This window comes from Eggerthella sinensis, assembly GCF_003339815.1.
In the GTDB taxonomy this organism is placed as follows: Bacteria; Actinomycetota; Coriobacteriia; order Coriobacteriales; family Eggerthellaceae; genus Eggerthella; species Eggerthella sinensis.
Map to the genome: position 1 here is coordinate 73,296 of NZ_PPTT01000016.1, position 18,661 is coordinate 91,956.

The following is an 18,661-nucleotide window of genomic DNA, read 5'->3' on the forward strand; positions in this document are numbered from 1 at the left end:
GGGCGCATCGCGCGCCCCTCATCCCCCTCCGTTCAGGCGGCGACGGCCTTAACGGCCCGCGCCGCCAGAGTGCATACGCCAGCATAGAAATCGTCGTCGGCGCGCGCGGCGTAGCGCGCTGCCGCGGCGAACCAGCCGGCGGCGTGCTCGCAAGCGAACTGCCGCAGCAGGAAGGCCGCCCTGCGAGCTGCGGCAGGATCTTCCGCGTCGGCGGCAGCGGCATCGGCGAGCGAAGCCATGAACGCGAGCTCGGCGACCATCGAATCGGGCTTCAGCGTCTTGACGGCCAAATCGAAGCCCCCGACGTCGCGGTGCTCGAAGCCCGCAACCCTATAGCACGCCAGCACATGATCGGCCCGCGCACCGCCGGCGGGCGCGTACCTCAGGCGTCCGCCCTCCTCCACCGCGCCCCGCACGGTGCTCTCACACAGCGGCAGGAAGAAGGGGCTCGCCGACACGAAGAACCGGTCGTAATAGCGCTGTCGAAGCGCCGCGTCGGCCCTCGCCCCGTCGAACCGCGCCTCGCCCACTGCCTGCGCCGCGCGGCGCACGCCGTCGACGACCTCCTCGACCGGCTCGTTCGCCAAGGCCTCGACGCAAGCGCGGGCGATGACGGCGAATCCTCGGCATGCGTCCGCCGACAACGGCTCCTCCTCGTTCATCTTCGAACCCCTTCCCTTAGGCGAACAGCGGCACAGCCGCCATCACGACGACGTAGCGGAACGCAAGTCCTCCGACGAGGATGCAGATCCATTCGACGGGACCCATCCAGCCGGGTGCCGCTTCGCCTCGCTTGCCGCGCACGACGGCCAGCGCGCAGGGCACCGCCAATCCCACGACCACCACGCCGCCCCAGAACGCTGCCGCGTACACGCCCGTCAGCAGCTGGGCCACAGAAGCCGCCGCGGACAGGGCGGCACTGCCCTGCGTCGCCGACACCACGGCAAGAAGGGCGACGACCAGCAGCGCCTCGACCACGGGGAGCACGATGCCCGCCTTGCCCATCCACGCGGGCGCGGCTTGGCCGTCTGCACCCGCGATGCGCGCGGCTAGGCCGTATGCCGCATAGCCCGTGTAAGCGGCCGACACCGCGAACGCGGCCGGCAGCACGGCGAGGTTCCACAGAGGGAACGCCGGAGCGGTGCTCAGCAGCACGCCCGTGTACAGCGACACGCCCACGCCCAGCGCCGACCCGACGAGCTCGAGGGCGCGCGGCGGGTCCTTGCGCAGCGCCAGCAGCACGAGGCAGGCGAACGCCGACGCCAGGAACAGGCTGATCAGCACCACGCCCCACGTCATCACCGACCCGAAGTTGCCCAGCAAGTTGAGGTAGCGCAACGGGTTCAGCAGCCCGCCGCGAGCGTCCACCGCCAGGATGAGCGCGCCGAGCGCCACGGCGACGAACGCCGTCCCTATGCCGACCAGCTTAACCTTGCGCGCTGCTGCGCCCCTGCCGCCGGCCAGCACCGTGAACACGAACGCCCACGCACCCAATCCGGCGAAGAACAGGTCGCAGGCGACGATACCGTCCCACACCATTACAGCCTCCCCTCGTACGGCGTTTTCACGTTGCCGCCCTTGTGCACGGCGGACACGCGCTCCATCGCCATCGTCTTGTCCAAGCCCAGGTAGTGCACCGACGGGTTCATGCCCATATCGTCGAGCAGCACGCCCGCGTCGTCCGCCGCGGCCAGCCGCTTCGATACGTCGCTGTCGGGATCGTTCAGATCGCCGAACACGCGCGCATGGGTCACGCACGTCCCGGCGCACGCCGGCAGCAACCCGTTGGCCGTGCGGTGGTGGCAGAACGTGCACTTATGCACGTCGCCCGTCTCCTCGTTGGCGTAGCGCACGCCGAAAGGGCATGCGGCCATGCAGTACTTGCAGCCGATGCACTTATCGACGTCGATCTGCACCGAGCCGTCCGCATCCACGTAGCTGGCACCCGTCGGGCACACGTGCACGCACGCGGGGTTCGCGCAATGGTTGCACAGCTTCGGCAGATTGGCGCGGCGGATGCGTCCTCCGTCGTCCACGTCCCAGCTTTCCACCCACGTGTTGAATTTCGTCAACGGCACGTCGTTCTCCTGCTTGCAGGCCACCGCGCACGCGTTGCAGCCGATGCAGAGCGCGAGGTCGACGACCATACCCAGTCTCTGTTCGCTCATGGGAGCTCCTCCTTACGCTTTCTCGATTTTGAACATGCCGCCGGAGCGTCCGGGGCACGAAGCGTCGTTGTCCGCGATGATGCCGAGCACGCCGTCGGTCGTGACGGTGGGATCGAGCATCGTCGTCACGTAGACGCCCGCGGCGATGGCGGGGTTGCCCTTCGTCAGCGTTCCATCCACTTCGACGTCCTGCGCGCCGTAAGCGCGGTGCCCGTAACCGAACGACGAGCTGAACGCGCCCTTCACCTGCCCGGCGCGTACCATGGCCTCGCCCGTGCTCACGTCGCCGATCGGGTTCGTGATCTTGACGGCATCGCCGTCGGCGATGCCGAGGGCGGCGGCATCCTCTTCGTTGATCTCGATGTAGTTGTGGTCGCACAGGTCGCGCATGATGGGACTGTTCGCCAGCATCGACACCGAGCGGAAGCGCGGCTTGTGCTCGGAAGCCGTGAACGGGAACTCGTCGGTCGAGAACCGTTCGGTCATGGGTGACAGGTCGCTGAACGTCTGGGGCCGATAGTGCAGTGTGCCGGGTAGCCGCTCGCCCGAGTAGCAGTTCTTCGCGAGCGCTCGCTTCTCGCTGTATACGAAGGCGCGGTAGTTGTCCTCGTACCACCTGCTGCGTCCGTCGTCCCCGAAGATGAACGACATGGGCCAGTAGCGTCCGCCGCGCGAAAGCACGCTCTGCACCTTCGGCCACTCCTCGGCCGACACCGCATCGGCGAACGCAGGCGGAAGCTCGTCGAGGCCTTGCAGGCGCGCCTCTTCGGGCGAGATGTCCTCGACCGGCGTTTCGCCGTACGCGAGGTTCGCCACCGCCTTCAGGTAGTAGTCGACCGCATCGTCGAGCGGCCACGCCTTGCCGTCCACATCCTTGATGGCGCCCTCGCCCCAACCGGGAAGCTCGCAAGCCTTCGCCACGTCCGCCAAAAACGCCTCCCAGCTCGCATGGCGTCCGTCGTCGAGCTGGATGCTCTCGGGCTCCTTCACCTGCCAGCGCACCGTGCTGCCGTAGCCCGTGAACGCGGTTCCCACCTGCGGGATGCCGAAGCTCTCGTACTGGCTGACGTCGGGAACGACGTAGTCGGCGTATTGAGTGCCTTCGCCGATGACGAGGTCGCAGGCGATGTGCAGGGGCACGTACGCCGGATCCTTGAACCGGTCGATCACCTCGTCGCGCATCGCGCCCGGCGTGGCCTGCAGCACGTTGTTCATCCATGTGGTGAGTATCTTGGCCTGGTAAGGGTAGCGGTTGACGATGGACATAAGCGTCTGGGCGTCCGAAAGCGGCGCGTTGGGGTACCAGGGCAGCGTGGGCTTGGGAGCCTTCTCGCCAGCCGCGACGCGGTTGGCGTACTCCGCCATGCCCTCCCATGCCTTGCCCGTGCGCGCGATGGCCGTGGCGTTCTTGGCCGATACGTCAGGCTTGCCCTCGATGTCGTTCAGCTTGTAGCGCGCCCCGTTGCCCATGGCCACGGGAGTCATGCTGTACGGCACGTTGCCGCCGGTCATCTGGTTCGACCCGATGAGGGCGCGCAGCACGACCGTGCCCATGGAGGCGTCCAGTCCGTTGACCGCGATGCAGGAACCGCCATTGGCCCAGATGCTCGTCTTGACGCCGTGGGAGGTGTACTCCTTCGCGATGCGCTCGAGCTCGTCCACGGAAATGCCCGTGATATCGGCGTACTCGTCCATCGTGTAGGCGCTCACCGTCTCCTTGAGCAGGAGGAAGCCCGTGCGCACCTTGACGCCGTTCACTTCGCCCTCGTACTCGAGCACGCCCTGGGAGCACTGGGAGTGCAAGGCCGGCTCTCCGGTGGACTCGTCGACAACGACGTACTGCTCGACCGGCTTGCCGGCCTTGTCCTTGACTTCGGGCGCCTCGATACCCGCGTCGGCCGCGCGCATGAGCTTGCGGTAGTTCGGATGCTCCTCGTCGACGATGACGAGGTAGGAGGCGTTGGTATGCGAGGCGTACCCGCCCGCAACGGCGGCCTCCTGGTTGGGAAACGCCAGGAACCGGGCATTATGGCGATTGCCGTCGATGATGCTGCGCGTCAGGGCCGAGGCGAACGCGCCGTTCGTGGCCGGCTTGATGGGAACCCAGTTGATGCCGGGCATCGTGGGCGTCACGGCGCCGTTCGCAAGCGTGGGATCGATGACGTCGATCTTGAGCTTGCCTGCTGCGAGGTTCTTCGTGGTGCGTTTGGCCGAGCTTTGGAAGTTGATCCCGCTCGCTCCGGGGAACCCGCCGAACCACAGCGCGTACTCGGCCTCTTCAGGATCCGGCATCATGGTGTTGACCGATTCTTGCAGAAGCGAGCCCGCGCCATTGGCTCCGGCGCAGCTGGACACGTGCCCGTACTGGTTGAGGGTGCCGAACGAAGCGGCGAAGCGGCTGCTGAACGCGCCGCGACCGTCGGCACGCCCGCCCAACATGACCAGCTGGTTCGAGACGGGGCCCAGATCGGGCTGCTCGGGGTTCATCGGCGTCGACGTGTCGCAGAGCGCTTTGAATCCTTCGATGTCGCGATCTTCCCCTATGTCGGCGAACAGCTTGCCACCCTCGGTCACCTCCTTGATAAGCTGATCCCAGCCGATGGGCTTCCACTTTCCCTCGCCGCGCTTGCCCGCGCGCTTGAGCGGCACGGTGATGCGATCGGGCTGGCTGACCGCGTCGAGCGTGCCGTTGCCGCGCCCGCACACCGTCCCGTGCAGCATGTTGCCCTTGCCGTTGGCATAGCTCATCGAGCGGTACGCCTCCTCGAGCGGCTCCTCGTGGTTCAGGTACGGGTATGCGCACGCGGGGTTGTACGGGTTGCCGCCCACGCCCAGCACGCGCCCGGTTGCCCGGTCGAGCTTCACGCGATTGCCGCACGAGCTGTAGCATCCCACGCAGCCCGAGTACCGCACGATCACGTCTTCGTTGACCGTAACGTCCCCTGTTTTGGGATCGATGCGCGCCTCGATGGGCTTGCCTGTCCCGGGTTCCGGGAAAGCGGTCTCGGCGGCAACGGCGACCGTCGGATGCGCTCCCAGGCTCGCGCCTGCGAGCGACAGCGCGCCGAGCGCCCCCATCGCCTCGACGAACGTGCGTCGATCCATATTCATGTCCCCCATTCGTTCTCCTCCTTCGACATTCGGGGTTCTCCGAGCGAGGAGTCTAGCGCTCCGGCACCAAGGGCTTCATCACCTAGTCGAGGGATTTTTGACGGTAAAATCGATTGATCGAGCCTCACCTGATCAAGTGAGTTTTGCATCGTGCCTGGTCACAGAGTTGCATCCGAGATGACGAGCTTGTCATCCTCAGAAAGCCCAGCGGGTCGATGCCCTATAATCGAGCGTGGGAGGAACCATGAGAGAATACTGCACTCGTTATAAATCGTTGTACGTGCGTGAAACATTGGGATTCGCGCTTTTCCTCGCGTGGGTGTACTGCAGCCTGTTCGGCTGCGGTTTGGCAAGTTACGAGAACTCGCCCGTCGGCGTGACGACGGTGTACAACCTCGAGCATATCTGGATGGTGAGCGGGCTCTTCGAAGCCCTGGGGGGCATCGTGGGCATCGCAGCCTCCCGCTTCGTCCGGATACCCGATCGCCCGCTGCAAGGGCGCATCGTGGGCGCGCTCGCGCTTGCGTGCGCCGTCGTGGGCAATTACGTCACCATGACCGCATGGGCAGATTTCCCCGGCCTGTTCTGGCAGCTGTATCCGCTCGGCGGAGCGCTGACCGGCACGGCCATCGCGCTGTTCATCTTGCTGTGGGGAGCGCGCCTCGGTTCCTACGACGAGGCGTACGCGGAATTCGCCATTCCGCTGTCGTTCACGTTGGCCTTCGCCCTGTACTTCGTGCTGCTGCTTACGAAACAGGGGCACATCCCCATATTCCTCGCGCTCGTCCTCATGATCGCCGCTTCGACGTTCTTCGCCGTGCGCGGCAACGTCGCCGAGCACTCAAAAAAAGCTCCTCGGGCAGAACGCAGCCTCCCGAAACGCGGCGAAGACGACCGGCAGGGTTTGCTCTCGTTCGCCACGCTCATGACGGTGTCGTGGTTGCAGGTGGCGTTCTTCCGCATCATATCGACCCCAGGCCTCACCGGAGATCGCTTCACCCACTACTTGCTGCCGTTCTCCTTCGCCTGCGCGCTGTCGTTCGCCATGTTCTTGCTGTGCCTGCGCATGTCGCGCTATTTGAACATCTCGCTCGCCTACCGGTGGAGCCTGCCGTTGTTCATGCTCAGCTACCTTCCCATCTTCGCCGACTACGACAACGCCGAGCTGCGCATGCTTGCCTACGCCATCAACTTCCTGGGCATGTTCGGTGTGCAGTTCGGGAGCTGGATTGGCATGTGCAAGCGTCTGCACCGCTCGCATGGCAACGCCCTGCGGCTGCTCGGCACGTATGCGTTCGGCGAGGGGCTCGGCATTTTCGCCGGTTGCGTCATCGGCCTGTACGTGGTTGAGTCGATGGACGCGCACGGCATGATGGAGGTGTCCATCGCGCTCATGGCGACGGTGATCTTCGCCGTCATGGTCACCGGGTTCAACCCGGCCTGGCTGTTCGACCGGCCGAGCGCCGCACGCGGAGACGACGACGCCGGGATGCGCACGATGGACGCCGATGTCGGAAGCGAAGACGGCATCGGGCTTCTATGCAGGCAGGAGGCGCAGGCCCTCCAAGCGGCCTACGGCCTCACGAGTCGCGAAACCGACGTGGCCGCCCTTCTACTGGCCGGACGCAGCCGGCCCTTCATCCGCGATGAGCTCGTGGTATCCATCAACACGGTGAGCACGCACGTGCGCAGCATATTCTCGAAATGCTGCGTGCACTCCCAGCAGGAGCTCATGCTTCTCGCCCGCAACGGCTCGCCGACGCCGAGCGAGAGCGACCGGTAGCAAAACGGCCCCCGCATCGAAGGCGATGCGGGGGCCGCGAAGTGCTCGGTGCGCAGGCGCGCTACTCGACGATGGCGCCGTCCTCGAGGGTGGCGTAGCCGCCCACGTAGACGTCGGTGGCGCGACCCGTCAGCTCGGCGCCGATGAAGCCCGAGTTCACGGCCTTCGACAGGAAGTCGGCGGCGTCGACCGTCCAGGCGGCGTCCTCGTCGATGACGGTGAGGTCGGCCGTCGCGCCCGGCTCGAGGGCCACGCGCTCGACGCGCAGGATCTCGCGGGGCTTGGCGGCCATGAGCTCGATAGCGCGCTCCCAGCTGATGATGCCCGGCTTCACGAGGTTCGTGATGACGAGCGCGAGCGACGTCTCGAGGCCGATCATGCCGAAGGGGGCAAGCTCGAACTCGGCGTTCTTCTCGAAGTCGTTGTGCGGCGCATGGTCGGTCACGATGGCGTCCACCGTGCCGTCCTTGACGCCCTCGATCAGCGCGGCGGCGTCGTCGGCCGTGCGCAGGGGCGGGTTCACCTTGAGCGAGGTGTTGTAGTCGTCGCCGATGGCGTCTTCGGTGAGGAACAGGTGGTGCGGCGTGACCTCGCAGGTGACCGGCAGGCCCTCGGCCTTCGCGGCGCGCACGAGGTCCAACCCGCGGGCGGTGGTCAGGTGCTGGACATGCAGCGGGCAGCCCGTGAGGCGGCACAGCGCGATGTCGCGGGCGATCTGGATCTCCTCGCCCTCCGCCGGCCAGCCCAGCATGCCGAGGCGCGTGGACACGACGCCTTCGTTCACTTGGCCGTCGCCGACGAGGTCCTCGTCCTGGCAGTGGCTCATCACCACGCGGTCGAACTGGGCGGCGTAGTCCATGACGCGGCGCATCATGCCGGTGCCCTGCACCCCGCGGCCGTCGTCGGTGAAGGCGACGGCGCCGTGCGCCACCATGTCGCCCATCTCGGACAGCGTGTCGCCCTTGAGCCCCTGCGAGCAGGAGCCGGCCACGTGCACGCGGCACTTGCCGACGGCTGCGGCGCGCGCCTGGACGTACTCGACGCCCAGCGCGTTGTCGATGATGGGCTTCGTGTTGGGCATGCAGCACACCGCCGTGAAGCCGCCGTGGGCCGCGGCGCGCGTGCCGGACGCGATGTCTTCCTTGAGCTCGTAGCCGGGCTCGCGCAGGTGCACGTGGATGTCCACGAGACCGGGCACGACGATCTTGCCCTCGAGGTCGCGCTCGACGCCCTTCTCCATGGTGAGATCGGTGCCGATCTCGACGATCTTGCCGTCGCGCACGAGGATGTCGCACGTGTCGTTCAGACCGACCTGCGGGTCGATCACGTGGGCGTTCTTAAGCAGTAAGGCCATCTTCGCTCCCTCCGAGCAGCAGGTACATTTCGGCCATGCGGGTGAGGATACCGGCATAGACCTGATCGAGAATGACCGAGCGCTTCGGGTGGTCGGCCATGTAGCTATCCAGTTCGACGCCGCGGTTGATGGGGCCGGGGTGGCAGATGAGGGCGTCGGGCTTCATGAGGTGCTCGCGGTCCTTCGTGAGACCGTACAGCATGTTGTACTCGCGCAGCGACGGGTACGGCGCGCCTTCGAGGCGCTCGCGCTGGATGCGCAGCATGTACACCACGTCGAGGTCGGGCAGCACTTCGTCGAGCTTCGTGGTCACGTGGTCGGCGCCGAGGATGTCGGGGCGAGCCGGCATGAGCGTGGGCGGCGCGACGACGGTGACTTCGCAGCCCATGATCTTGAGCGCGGGGATGAGCGAGCCGCACACGCGGGAGTGGCCGATGTCGCCCACGACGCCCACCTTGAGGCCGGCGAGGTCGCCCTTGCGCTCCCAGATGGAGTACAGGTCGAGCAGGGCCTGCGTGGGATGCTGGTGCTTGCCGTCGCCCGCGTCGATGACGTGCGCGCCGGAAACGTCGGCGATCTTGCGCGGCACGCCGGCGTGCTTGTCGCGCACGATGATCATGTCGATCTTATAGGCGCACAGCGTCTCCACCGTGTCCACGAGGCTCTCGCCCTTCACCGTGGAGGTGGAGCTGCCGCCGAAGTTCAGGCTGTTGGCGCTCAGGCGCTTCTCGGCGATCTCGAACGACGAGCGCGTGCGCGTGGACGGCTCGTTGAACATGTTGACCACGGTGACGCCCTTGAGCGTGGGCACCTGCTTGATGCGGCGCTCGTTGACTTCCTTGAAGCGGGTGGCCGTCTCGAGGACGGTCATGATATCGTCGGCGGAGTACTCCGTGATATCGATCAGGTGCTTGTGGTTGAAGGCCATGCCCTATTCACCTCCCAGCGGTGCCGAACCCGCGCGGGAGCCCGGTGCGATTTCCAGAATCTCTACTTCGGACTTGCCGTCGGTTTCCTCGAGGAACAGGCGCACGTTCTCGTCGGACGCGGACGGCACGTTCTTGCCCACGTAGTCGGCGCGGATGGGCAGCTGGCGATGGCCGCGGTCCACGAGGACGGCCAGCTGCACGGTGGCCGGGCGGCCGATGTCCATGAGCGCGTCGAGGGCGGCGCGGATGGTGCGGCCCGTGTACAGCACGTCGTCCACGAGCACGACGTCTTTGCCGTCGAGGTCGAACAGGATGTCGGTGGAGTGCACCTCGGGCGAGAGATGCGTCGCGAAGTCGTCGCGATAGAAGCTGATGTCGAGCTTGCCGATGGGCACCTTCGTCCCTTCGATCTGCTCGATCTTCTCGGCCAGGCGCTTGGCGAGCAGATCGCCGCGCGTCACGATGCCGACGAGCGCGATGTTGCCCGCGCCCTTGTTGGTCTCGAGGATCTGATGCGCGATGCGCGTCAGCGAGCGCTCGATCTCGTCTGCATCCATGCAGACGGTTTTGACCGTTCCTGCGTCGTTCATACACACCCTTTCTAACGTCGAGTGCGTACAGACGGACCTGCGTATCCGCCAGGTTCCGCGCACGTTCCGGCCGGGCCGGGCGTTCGCTTCGCCTCCGAGTTGGCGGCGTCTGGCGCAGGGCGTAAAAAAAGCCTCGCGACAGACGAAGGCTTCTACTCGCTCGCGTTCTTGTTGAGGTGAACGCTTGGGGTGTTACCTTGTCGGTCTCTCTGTACCGCTTTTAAAGGACTGCTCGCAGTATATGCGGTTTGCCCGCGATATGTAACCCCTTTTATGCAGAAATTTATGGGAATGTGCATAGACGGAACGAAGGACCCCTCACGGGGTCCTTCGACTGCGCGCCTTGCGGCGCTTCGCTCAAAACGGCGGGGCCTGCTTACTTCGCGAGCTTGCGGCGCAGCGCGCAGACCACGGCGCCGGCGGCGGCCAGCATGCCGAAGGAGGCGCCCGCCAGCGCTCCGGCGTCCATGCCGGTCTTGGGCGAGGTCGCGCCCGTGTCGGCGCCGGACGGCAGCACAGCCGGCGTATCGGCAGCAGGCTCGTCGGCGGCCGGCTCGTCCGCATCCACCTTCGAGGGGACGAGCGTCACGACGAAGTCGGCGTTGTAGGAGGCATCGCCCTCCTGGTCGCCGAGGTTGAACATCTCGGACGTGAAGTTGAAGCTGCTCTGGTCGACGGCCCTCGTCACTTCGAACGTCTTGGCGACGCCGGCGCTGCCCGCGCTCGGCTTCACGTGCACCTCGAGCTTGTTGCAACCGGCGTATTGGCCGCCCGCGAGAAGCGCCACGCCGAAATCGATCTTCTTGGTCGCGTTCTCGGCAACGACCCTGAACGAGGGCATGCCGTCCAGAGCGTCGTCGGTCACCTCGCTCGTAGCGATCACGGCGAACGAGGCCGCCCTTGTCTCGCCGGAAAGGAGGCACGAGCCGTCTTCGTTCGACGCGCTCTCCTGCCACGGCCCGATCGAGCGGGTCGCCGCCGGCTCCTGTGCGGTCGCCTGATCCGCCGTCGGCTCAGCCGCCTCGTCGGCCCACGCGAGCGCGGGGAGCGCGCACGCGAGCATCGCAGCGCACAAAAGCGCGGCCAGCTTCTTCTTCATATCAGCACCTCTCTCGTCGATGCGCCTACCCGAAGGCGCAAGCATTCCACAGCCACTTCATGCTAGAGCATGGAGACATGCCGTTCGACCCCTCCGACGAAAGCGGCGCCGCCCGCTGCGAAAGCGGGCGCGCAGCTCACGTGGCAGGTTCCTCGCCCACGAGCACGGCCGTGACGATATAGCGCACCGGGTCGCTCGTCCACGCCGAGCGGCACGTGCTGAGCTGCACGATGCGGTCGTCGGCGTCGAGCTGCGCGCCGTCGCGCACGTTCGCCTTCGGGTCGTCGGGCGCGAGCACCGATGCGAAGTAGCCCGCTCGCACGGCGGGATCGGAGAAGTCGAACGAGTTGAGGATGTGCCGGTCGTCGTACTCGTAGGCCGCCACCACCTCGTAGGCGAGGATGCGATCGGGCAGGTAGACGTACAGCTCGGGGTTGTCGGCGAAGAACGCCGGGTCCTCGTAGGCGTGCAACGTGGCGAACATCGCATCGTCCACGATGTTGTGGCCGTACAGCACGGTGACGGGATCGGAGAAGTCGGTCGCGTTCGCCATCTGGGAGAACACCGCGCCTTCGACGGCCGGCTCGCCGTAGCGGTCGTGGTCGAGGTAGAAGAAGTCGTCTCCCGGCCGCTGGAGCACGGGCAGGTTGACGTTCGTGTTCGGCACGGAGAGCCACGCGTAGACGTCGGGGTTCTCCTGGCGCAGCGCCTCGAAGTCGATGGGGTTCTCCGCCGGCTCGTCCGCAGGCGCGTCGAAGGCGCGCTCCACCGCCGGCAGCGGTTCGCGCTCGACCGCGCGCACCGCATCGGCCGCCTGCTGCTGTTGCCAGGCGAGATAGCCGAACCCCGCAGCCGCCCCGGCGAGCAGCAGCGCCAGCAGCACGACGAGCGCCAACGCGCCCGGATCGCGTCGTGCGCGCCCGGAATGTCCCAAAGGAAGCCCTTTCTCGTTCGAGCGCGCCTACGCGCCGCGCGCCGTCCCGGCAATTCAAAGGCAACCGGCGAACGCGGTCAAGGCGCCCGCCGAAACCGGCCGCCCCCACGCCGAAACCGGGCAGGAATACCGAGTCGAGATGCCGGGGGCATGACGCGAAAACCCAATCGGGCGCCCCGAAGGGCGCCCGATCATGCTAGCGTTTCTTGGGGAACGGCACCAACAGCGAGGCGATGCCGCCAACCGCCCCGACGACAGCCACCGCGAGGAACATGGACGCGTACGTGCCCGTCGCATCGAAGATCGCGCCCGCGATGAGCGGCACGAGCGCCGAGAACACCGACAACAGCAGCAGCACGACGCCCATGATCTTCGGGAAGTGCTCGATGCCGAAGTAATTCGCGAATGCGGTGGGCATGACGCTCGTATTGCCGCCGAACCCGATGCCGAGCAGAATGTAATACGCGTACAGCATCGCGACGTCGCCCGGCCCGCAGATGAACGCCAGAAATGCGCCGAGCGCCGTCAAGAGCGCGCATACGCCGAGGATGCGCGCCGGCTCGATGCGGTCGGCCAGCGGCGCGATCACGAGGTTCACGGCCACGGCCGCGATGCCCTGCACGGCCACCGCACCTGCGACGACACCCGTGTCGAGGCCCAGTCCCGAGAAGTACAGAACGCCGGAGGAAACCGCCATGTTGAGCGCGACGAACACGCTGAACGACCCGAGCCAGATCAGCCAGAACGGCAGGCAGCGCAGCGCTTCCTTGCTCGTCTTCGAGCGCATGTTCTTGTACACCGACGGCACGGGCTTCTTCGCCGCCTGCGCCGGCAGACCCGCGTCCTCGGCGCCGGCCGACATGCCGTCGGGCACCTGCCCCACCTCCGCAGGCGTATCCTTCATGAACAGAAACGCGATGACGAGCGCGAAAAGCGCCATGACGGAGATAAGGTAGAAGCCCCGATGCCAATCGCCCGTTTCTCCGAGCGCCGCATTCGTGATGAGCGGGAAGGCGAACGCCACGAGGCCGCCCAAGCCCATGGTCACCGCCATGGCCAGCCCGCGCTTCTGCACGAACCAGCTGCCCACGGTGGTCTGGGTGGCAATCTGGCCGCCGAGCGTGCAGGAGAAGCTGAGCAGCACGCCGAACAGCACGACGTAGGCCACGGTGCTCGCGCCCGCGAACAGACCCATGAGCACGCCGGTGGCGATGATGAGAACCGAGCTGGCGATGAACGCCTTCTTCGCGCCGTACTTCGCGATGAACTTGCCGATGAGCGGCCCCGGCAGTCCCTGCATGAGGATGAACACGGTGAACCCGAGCCCGATCATGCTGCGGTTCATGGCGACGGCCGGATCGACGGCCATGGCGGGAATGGCCAGCTGGGCCGCCGCCAACCCGAAGTTACCGAGCAATGCGTACAGCAAACCGGTGGCGACGACAACGCGCCATCCGATGAAGTTCTTTTTCATGGAGACCCCTTTGTTGAAGGGCGGGCGCGCCCCTCGCGCGCCCGCGATGCGACCTTGTCTACATATCGAGGTTCAGATCAACCGGGTACTGGGGGAACATCTTCACTTTGAGCGCGCCTTTGAAGAACAGCACGGTCCATGCGACGATGCCCGCCGCGGACGCCGCGAGCGCGGCCCATGCCGCAAGCGGCGAGGAAAGCGCGATCGCGGCCGCCAGGCACGCGGCGACGAGCGCCACGCCGCACGTCAACCATGCAAGGTAGGCTGTACGATACGGAGCCGCGCCGACCTGCACGTTCACGCCGTAGCCGACGTGGCGCATGCGCGCGACGTAGGCTAACTGCACCGCCGCGCATGCGGCGAACAGCGCCGCCGCGCTCGCCTGCAGCGCAACCGGCGCGGCGCCCCGCACGAGCAGGCACACGCCCACAGCTGCGATACCGCCCGCCTCGGCGGCCGTCAGCAGAAACAGGCCGAGCACGAAGGGGGTGTTCCATGCAGGACGCGAGCCCATCTGGTACGCGAGGCCCGTGCACACGAGAAACGCCACCGCCAGCAGCGCGGCCAGGCATTGCACGGCCAAGCCGATACCGGCCAGGTCGTACAGGATGCCGTCGAACCCGCAGGCCAGCAGCGCGATACCCAAAAACGGAGTGAGCAGCGCCTCCTGCGTCAGGTGCGAGCCGAGATTCGAGAAGGCGTTGAAGAACCGCGCGGGGGTCTGCAGATGGAAGATGGAGACCACCCCTCCGACGCACAGCAATGCAAGCGTTGCGAGCGCCACGTAGTTGACGGGCAACGCCGATCCGAAGCAGAGGTTCGCCAGCAGCGTGCATACGAACATGCCGAGGCCCACGCGTTGGCAGACGGTTGATACGACTAACGGCCAATGGATGCGCATAGCGTCTCAGCTCCTTTCCGCGGCACAAGGTAGATGACGGACGGATTCGTGCCGAATTCGGGGTGCACGCGGTACTGACGATCGGCGTTCGCAGCCAGCACGCGCGAGACCTCGCTGTCCGGGTCGTTGAGGTCGCCCACCACGCGGCACCCCGTCGTGCAGGTGTACGCGCAAGCCGGCTTCTCCCCCTGCTCCAGCTTGTGCACGCACAGGATGCATTTCTCAACCGTTTTCGTAAGCGGGTTAAGGGTGCGCGCCTCGTACGGGCACGCCCAGATGCAGTACTGGCAGCCGAAGCACTTCGAGGAATCGACCAGCACGACGCCGTCCTCGGTCTTGTAAGTTGCCTTCGTCGGGCACACGGCTATGCAGCTTGGGTTCTCGCAGTGCATGCACTGATTGGGGAAGTAGAACATCTCGAGCTTGTCGGGGTACTCCCCCACCGGCCCCATGCGGTACACGCGGCTCCAGAACACGCCTAGATCGACGTCGTTCTCCATCTTGCACGCCACGGCGCACGCTTGACAGCCCGTGCATTTGTCGAGGTCGATGACCATTCCATATCGACGTTTCGCCTCGGTCATGGTCATTCCCCTTCCCGCTTCTTGACGATGCGGCACAGCGTGCTGCGCAGCCCCGGCGTGAGGAACTCGTCGTTGTACACCCGATCGCTCGTCAACGTGTTCGCATTCGAGCTACCGTCGGGATATCCCGGCAGACCCAGGGCAGGACATGCCTGCCACCACCCGTGCGGTATGACGCACACGCGCGGATCGATGCCGTCGCTCGGGCGCGCCTTCATCGTGATGCGGCCCGTGGGCGACTCGATCCACACCCATTCGTCACGCTCGATACCCAGCTCGCGGGCCAGCGAGGAATGGAAGATCACCTGCGGCTCGGGCACGATCTCGCGCAGATGAGGGATGCCGCGATACGCCGAATGGTAGTAGATGGGATAACGGCGCCCTGTCACGCCGGTCAGCGGGTACGCGGCCGCCAGCTCGGGCGTGGCGTACACGCTCTCCTTCGGCTCGGTCGCCTCGGGGAAGGGCTTCGAACCCGATATGAGCTCGATGACCGAGTAGAGCTCCGCTCGGCCGGTGGGTGTGCCGAACCCGTTGCGCTCGTAATCGCGCGAGGGCATCATGGGCACCCGGTGGATCCACTTCTCCTTGAGCTCTTCCCAGGTGATGCCGGCATGGGTTTGCTCAAGCTGCCAGTCGAACAGCTCCTCGTCCGTTTTCCAGGGCCACCACTCGGGGCTGAGGCGATGACCGAAGGTTCGCCAGAACCACACGTCGCTCCTGCGCTCGTACAGCGGCTCGACGGCCTTCTGCTGGCCGAACACCCACTCGCTGCACACCTCGTCGGCCAGGTAGTCGCGCTCGGTCCAGTGCGTGGACGGCAGCACGAGGTCGGCAAGCTCGCAGGTGGGGGACATGTAGTAGTCCATGCATACGAGCAGATCGAGGTTCAGCAGCGACTCCTTCACGAGCGCCGTGTTCTCGGCCCACGACAGCGGGTTGCCCTGCACCATGATGTAGCCTTTGATGGGATAGGGCTTGCCCGTGCGCATGGCCTCGAACAGGCAGCTGGGATTCGATATACCGTACACCGTCCCCGCCGCGCGCTCGTCAACGATGCGCAGCTCCTTCTGCGTTTCCGGATCGGAGCCGGTGAGCGGGCCCATCTGGTTCCAGAAGGGCATGCTCAGGTTGCCGCCGGGCTTCTCCAGGTTGCCGCAGATGGCGATGATGCAGTTCACCAGCTGCAGGATGTCCTTGCAGTTCGTCTGCTCCTCGAGCCCCTGGAACACGTTGATGGTGGCCGCAGGAGCCGTCGCGTACGTACGGGCCGATTCCCGGATGACGTCCGCCTTCACCCAGCACTTCTCCTCGGCGGCTTCCGGCGTCCAGCGGTCGGCGCGCTCCTTGAGCCCGAGCCACACTGTTTTGACAGGCACCTCCTGACCGTCCACCGTCGTGACCATGCCGCGGTACTCCAAGTCCTCATCGATGCCCTTGGCGTGGATTTCCGCGAAGGCTTGGGTGGCCTTGTCCCACACGAGCATCGCCTGGGGATTGCCGCCCTCCTTCACGAGCGCTTCGTTGAGGGGCACCTCGGCACCCTCGATGATGAGCATGGGCGCATTCGTATGCTTCAAGGTGAAGTCACGATCGTACAGGCCCTCGTTCATGATCACGTTGAGCCAAGCGTAGGCGACGTACACGTCGGCCCCGGGGCGCACGCCCAGGAAATGGTCGGCCCGAGCAGCCAGCGGATGCTCGAAGAACGGGTCGATGACGATGAGCTTCGCCCCGCGATCACGGCTGCGTCCCACCTGGCCCGACGTGTAGGTCGGCTCGGTCCACACCGAGTTCGCGCCCCAGAACACGATGCAGTCGGCATGGTCGAAATCGCACCCGTCGAACGTAGGGAACATGCCGAACTGCAAAAACGCCTGCACCATCATGGGCACGAGGCAAATATTGCCGGGAGACAGGCTGTGATGCACGCGCCCGCCCGCGTTGCCGGCGCGTCCCGTCCACTGGTTCGTGCCGCGACCGGTGCCCTGGCCGTACGCGATGGTCTCGGCACCGTAGTCGGCCGTGAGCGCCTCGACGCGCCCGGCCAGCCATTCGATGGCCTCGTCCCACGATATCTGCTCCCAATTCCCGGCGCCGCGCTCGCCCAAGCGGCGGAGCGGGTAGCGCAAACGGTCGGGATCGTACAAGATCTTGGGAGCGGACAGCCCCTTGCCGCACATGCGGCCCTCGCTGCGTGGATCTTCGGGGTTGCCCTTCACCCCCACCAGCACGCCGTCCTTGTCCACCTCGCAGAGCACGCCGCATTTCGCGTGGCACTCGAAGCAGTTCGTCTTGACGATCTTGCCGCCGTCGGGAAGATCAATGACCGATGACATGGGTTCTCTCTCCTTTCCTCGGTTTCGGGCCCGCTACGCCGCAACCCCCTTTCCTCGGAGCCCGTCTGATACTCCCGATTGTGAGAACCGCGAACCCGGTTGGCAAACAGGAAAGAGCAGGGCCTCCCACAAGGTTTTGTTGTGGGAGGCCCTGGGAGGAGCGATGATCAGGCGAACAGCCCCGTGCGCTTCGCGATGGCGCGCAGCTTGCACGCGTCGCGGCACCGCCCGCACCGGTCGCAGCGCTTCGGGTCGATGACGAGTGACCGGTCATCCGTCTCAAGCACGGCGCCGCGCGGGCAAACGCGCTGACACGAACCGCACCGGCGGCAGATGCTTTGGTCGATGTCGTAGCGGGTCAGCTTCATCGGAGCGCTTCATCCACGGGGGTCGGAGGCCACGAGAACGCGAAGCGCTTGACGTAGTCGGCGCACACCGTTTCCAGATAGCGACGGAAAAACGAGACGAACCGCCGGGCGGCCGCACCGCGCACCGGGCCGAGGATGCCCGTGGCGAAGCGCACGCTGTCGTCGATGGGCACGCAGGCGTATCCGGCGGGAAGGCCGTTGAGGAACAGCGACAGCGAGTCGGTGAAGCTGACCGTATGGGGCTCGGCGATCATGCGGCCGAGCAGCTCGAGATTGGAGGTGCTCATGGAGATATCGGCACCTTCGACGTCCTTGAGCAGGTGGCGCACGAGACGGATCAGCAGCGCTTCGTTGTAGCAGGCGATGCGCGCGCCGGCCAGCTCGGTGCAGGCAACCTGGCGCCGCTCGAGGAAAGGCGATCCGGGGCCGCAGTACAGCATGAGGTCCGAGACGACGAGCGGTTCGAACGCCGACCCGACGCGCTCGATGATTCCGTCCATGAACGCGGGGATGTTCACGAGGTGGAGCGCCTGCTCGTCGAGCGAGGGGTAGGCATGCATGATGTCGAAGATGCTCTCTTCAACGAACACGAACGGCTCGCCTCCACCGCTCGCCTCGCGATACGCTTCGAAGATGGGCGACAGCACGTGCATGGCGTGCGGCGTGGTCACCACCCGCACCGGACCCGTCTCGGCGTCGTCGGCCGTGCATCCCAGAGCCGCGACCGTTTGCAGACGCCGATACGCCGCCATCACCGCCGCCGCCTCGCGGGCGATGCGCTCGCCGGCGGTGGTCAGCTGCAGCGCCGTCCCGCCGCGCTCGAACAGCTCCACGCCGAAGTCCTGCTCGAGCGACTTGATGGCGGAACTCGCCCCTTGCTGGGAAATATAGGACGCGCGCGCCGCGCACGAGATGGACCCCTTCTCGACGACGGAAAGAAACAGCGCGATGGATTCGATACGCACAGGAAGCCCCCTACCTACTGCGGTAACCGTGCGCCTATGGTAGCACAAAGGGCCTCAGGGGG

16 protein-coding genes are annotated in these 18,661 nt (G+C 66.1%); 1 reads left to right on the forward strand and 15 read right to left on the reverse strand.

What is annotated here, in order from left to right:
- Positions 1 to 32 precede the first annotated feature (32 nt).
- Genes C1876_RS10220 through C1876_RS10235 form a run of 4 tightly spaced genes read right to left on the reverse strand, consistent with a single transcriptional unit; the run spans position 33 to position 5,288 of the window.
- A complete protein-coding gene (locus C1876_RS10220) occupies positions 33 to 662 on the reverse strand; it encodes a molecular chaperone TorD family protein (RefSeq protein ID WP_114546626.1) in 630 nt (209 codons plus the stop codon).
- A gap of 16 nt (positions 663 to 678) precedes the next feature.
- Positions 679 to 1,539 carry an NrfD/PsrC family molybdoenzyme membrane anchor subunit gene (gene nrfD / locus C1876_RS10225; RefSeq protein ID WP_114546627.1) on the reverse strand — a complete coding sequence of 287 codons (861 nt, stop codon included), beginning with the start codon at positions 1,537 to 1,539 and terminating at the stop codon, positions 679 to 681.
- Positions 1,539 to 2,168 carry a 4Fe-4S dicluster domain-containing protein gene (locus C1876_RS10230; RefSeq protein ID WP_114546628.1) on the reverse strand — a complete coding sequence of 210 codons (630 nt, stop codon included), beginning with the start codon at positions 2,166 to 2,168 and terminating at the stop codon, positions 1,539 to 1,541. Before C1876_RS10230 ends, nrfD begins: the two co-directional genes overlap by 1 nt.
- A gap of 12 nt (positions 2,169 to 2,180) precedes the next feature.
- Entirely contained in the window at positions 2,181 to 5,288 is a 3,108-nt protein-coding gene (locus tag C1876_RS10235; protein WP_114546629.1) for a molybdopterin dinucleotide binding domain-containing protein, read from the reverse strand.
- A 271-nt stretch (positions 5,289 to 5,559) separates the two neighbouring features.
- Here C1876_RS10235 and C1876_RS10240 point away from each other — a divergent pair, with 271 nt between their 5' ends.
- Positions 5,560 to 7,062 carry a response regulator transcription factor gene (locus C1876_RS10240; RefSeq protein ID WP_158544667.1) on the forward strand — a complete coding sequence of 501 codons (1,503 nt, stop codon included), beginning with the start codon at positions 5,560 to 5,562 and terminating at the stop codon, positions 7,060 to 7,062.
- Between the two features lie 61 nt (positions 7,063 to 7,123).
- Here the strand turns inward: C1876_RS10240 and C1876_RS10245 are convergent, their stop codons facing one another.
- The 11 genes from C1876_RS10245 to C1876_RS10295 form a co-directional block, all read right to left on the reverse strand.
- The gene (locus C1876_RS10245; protein WP_114546631.1) at positions 7,124 to 8,416 is read right to left on the reverse strand and encodes a dihydroorotase; all 1,293 of its coding nucleotides are present in this window, start codon (positions 8,414 to 8,416) and stop codon (positions 7,124 to 7,126) included.
- Positions 8,400 to 9,344 (reverse strand): aspartate carbamoyltransferase catalytic subunit, encoded by a 945-nt coding sequence (locus C1876_RS10250; RefSeq protein ID WP_114546632.1) that lies wholly within the window; start codon positions 9,342 to 9,344, stop codon positions 8,400 to 8,402. The genes C1876_RS10245 and C1876_RS10250 overlap by 17 nt, the downstream gene beginning before the upstream one ends.
- A 3-nt stretch (positions 9,345 to 9,347) precedes the next feature.
- Positions 9,348 to 9,935 (reverse strand): bifunctional pyr operon transcriptional regulator/uracil phosphoribosyltransferase PyrR, encoded by a 588-nt coding sequence (gene pyrR / locus C1876_RS10255; protein ID WP_114546633.1) that lies wholly within the window; start codon positions 9,933 to 9,935, stop codon positions 9,348 to 9,350.
- Positions 9,936 to 10,311: 376 nt separating this feature from the next.
- The gene (locus C1876_RS10260) at positions 10,312 to 11,034 is read right to left on the reverse strand and encodes an NPXTG-anchored protein (RefSeq protein ID WP_244910105.1); all 723 of its coding nucleotides are present in this window, start codon (positions 11,032 to 11,034) and stop codon (positions 10,312 to 10,314) included.
- 136 nt (positions 11,035 to 11,170) lie between these two features.
- Positions 11,171 to 11,968 (reverse strand): class B sortase, encoded by a 798-nt coding sequence (locus C1876_RS10265; RefSeq protein WP_244910106.1) that lies wholly within the window; start codon positions 11,966 to 11,968, stop codon positions 11,171 to 11,173.
- Between the two features lie 196 nt (positions 11,969 to 12,164).
- The gene (locus C1876_RS10270; protein WP_114546635.1) at positions 12,165 to 13,442 is read right to left on the reverse strand and encodes an MFS transporter; all 1,278 of its coding nucleotides are present in this window, start codon (positions 13,440 to 13,442) and stop codon (positions 12,165 to 12,167) included.
- Between the two features lie 58 nt (positions 13,443 to 13,500).
- The gene (locus tag C1876_RS10275) at positions 13,501 to 14,343 is read right to left on the reverse strand and encodes a DmsC/YnfH family molybdoenzyme membrane anchor subunit (protein WP_114546636.1); all 843 of its coding nucleotides are present in this window, start codon (positions 14,341 to 14,343) and stop codon (positions 13,501 to 13,503) included.
- Positions 14,322 to 14,927: a 4Fe-4S dicluster domain-containing protein gene (locus C1876_RS10280; protein WP_114546637.1), complete on the reverse strand. Its 606-nt coding sequence runs from the start codon at positions 14,925 to 14,927 to the stop codon at positions 14,322 to 14,324. The genes C1876_RS10275 and C1876_RS10280 overlap by 22 nt, the downstream gene beginning before the upstream one ends.
- A gap of 2 nt (positions 14,928 to 14,929) precedes the next feature.
- On the reverse strand, positions 14,930 to 17,266 hold the full coding sequence (locus C1876_RS10285; protein ID WP_114546638.1) for a molybdopterin-containing oxidoreductase family protein: 2,337 nt from the start codon (positions 17,264 to 17,266) through the stop codon (positions 14,930 to 14,932).
- Positions 17,267 to 17,433: 167 nt separating this feature from the next.
- Positions 17,434 to 17,634, reverse strand: a complete 201-nt coding sequence (locus tag C1876_RS10290; protein WP_114546639.1) for a 4Fe-4S binding protein — start codon at positions 17,632 to 17,634, stop codon at positions 17,434 to 17,436.
- Positions 17,631 to 18,599, reverse strand: a complete 969-nt coding sequence (locus tag C1876_RS10295) for a LysR family transcriptional regulator (RefSeq protein WP_158544668.1) — start codon at positions 18,597 to 18,599, stop codon at positions 17,631 to 17,633. Before C1876_RS10295 ends, C1876_RS10290 begins: the two co-directional genes overlap by 4 nt.
- Between the last annotated feature and the right edge of the window lie 62 nt (positions 18,600 to 18,661).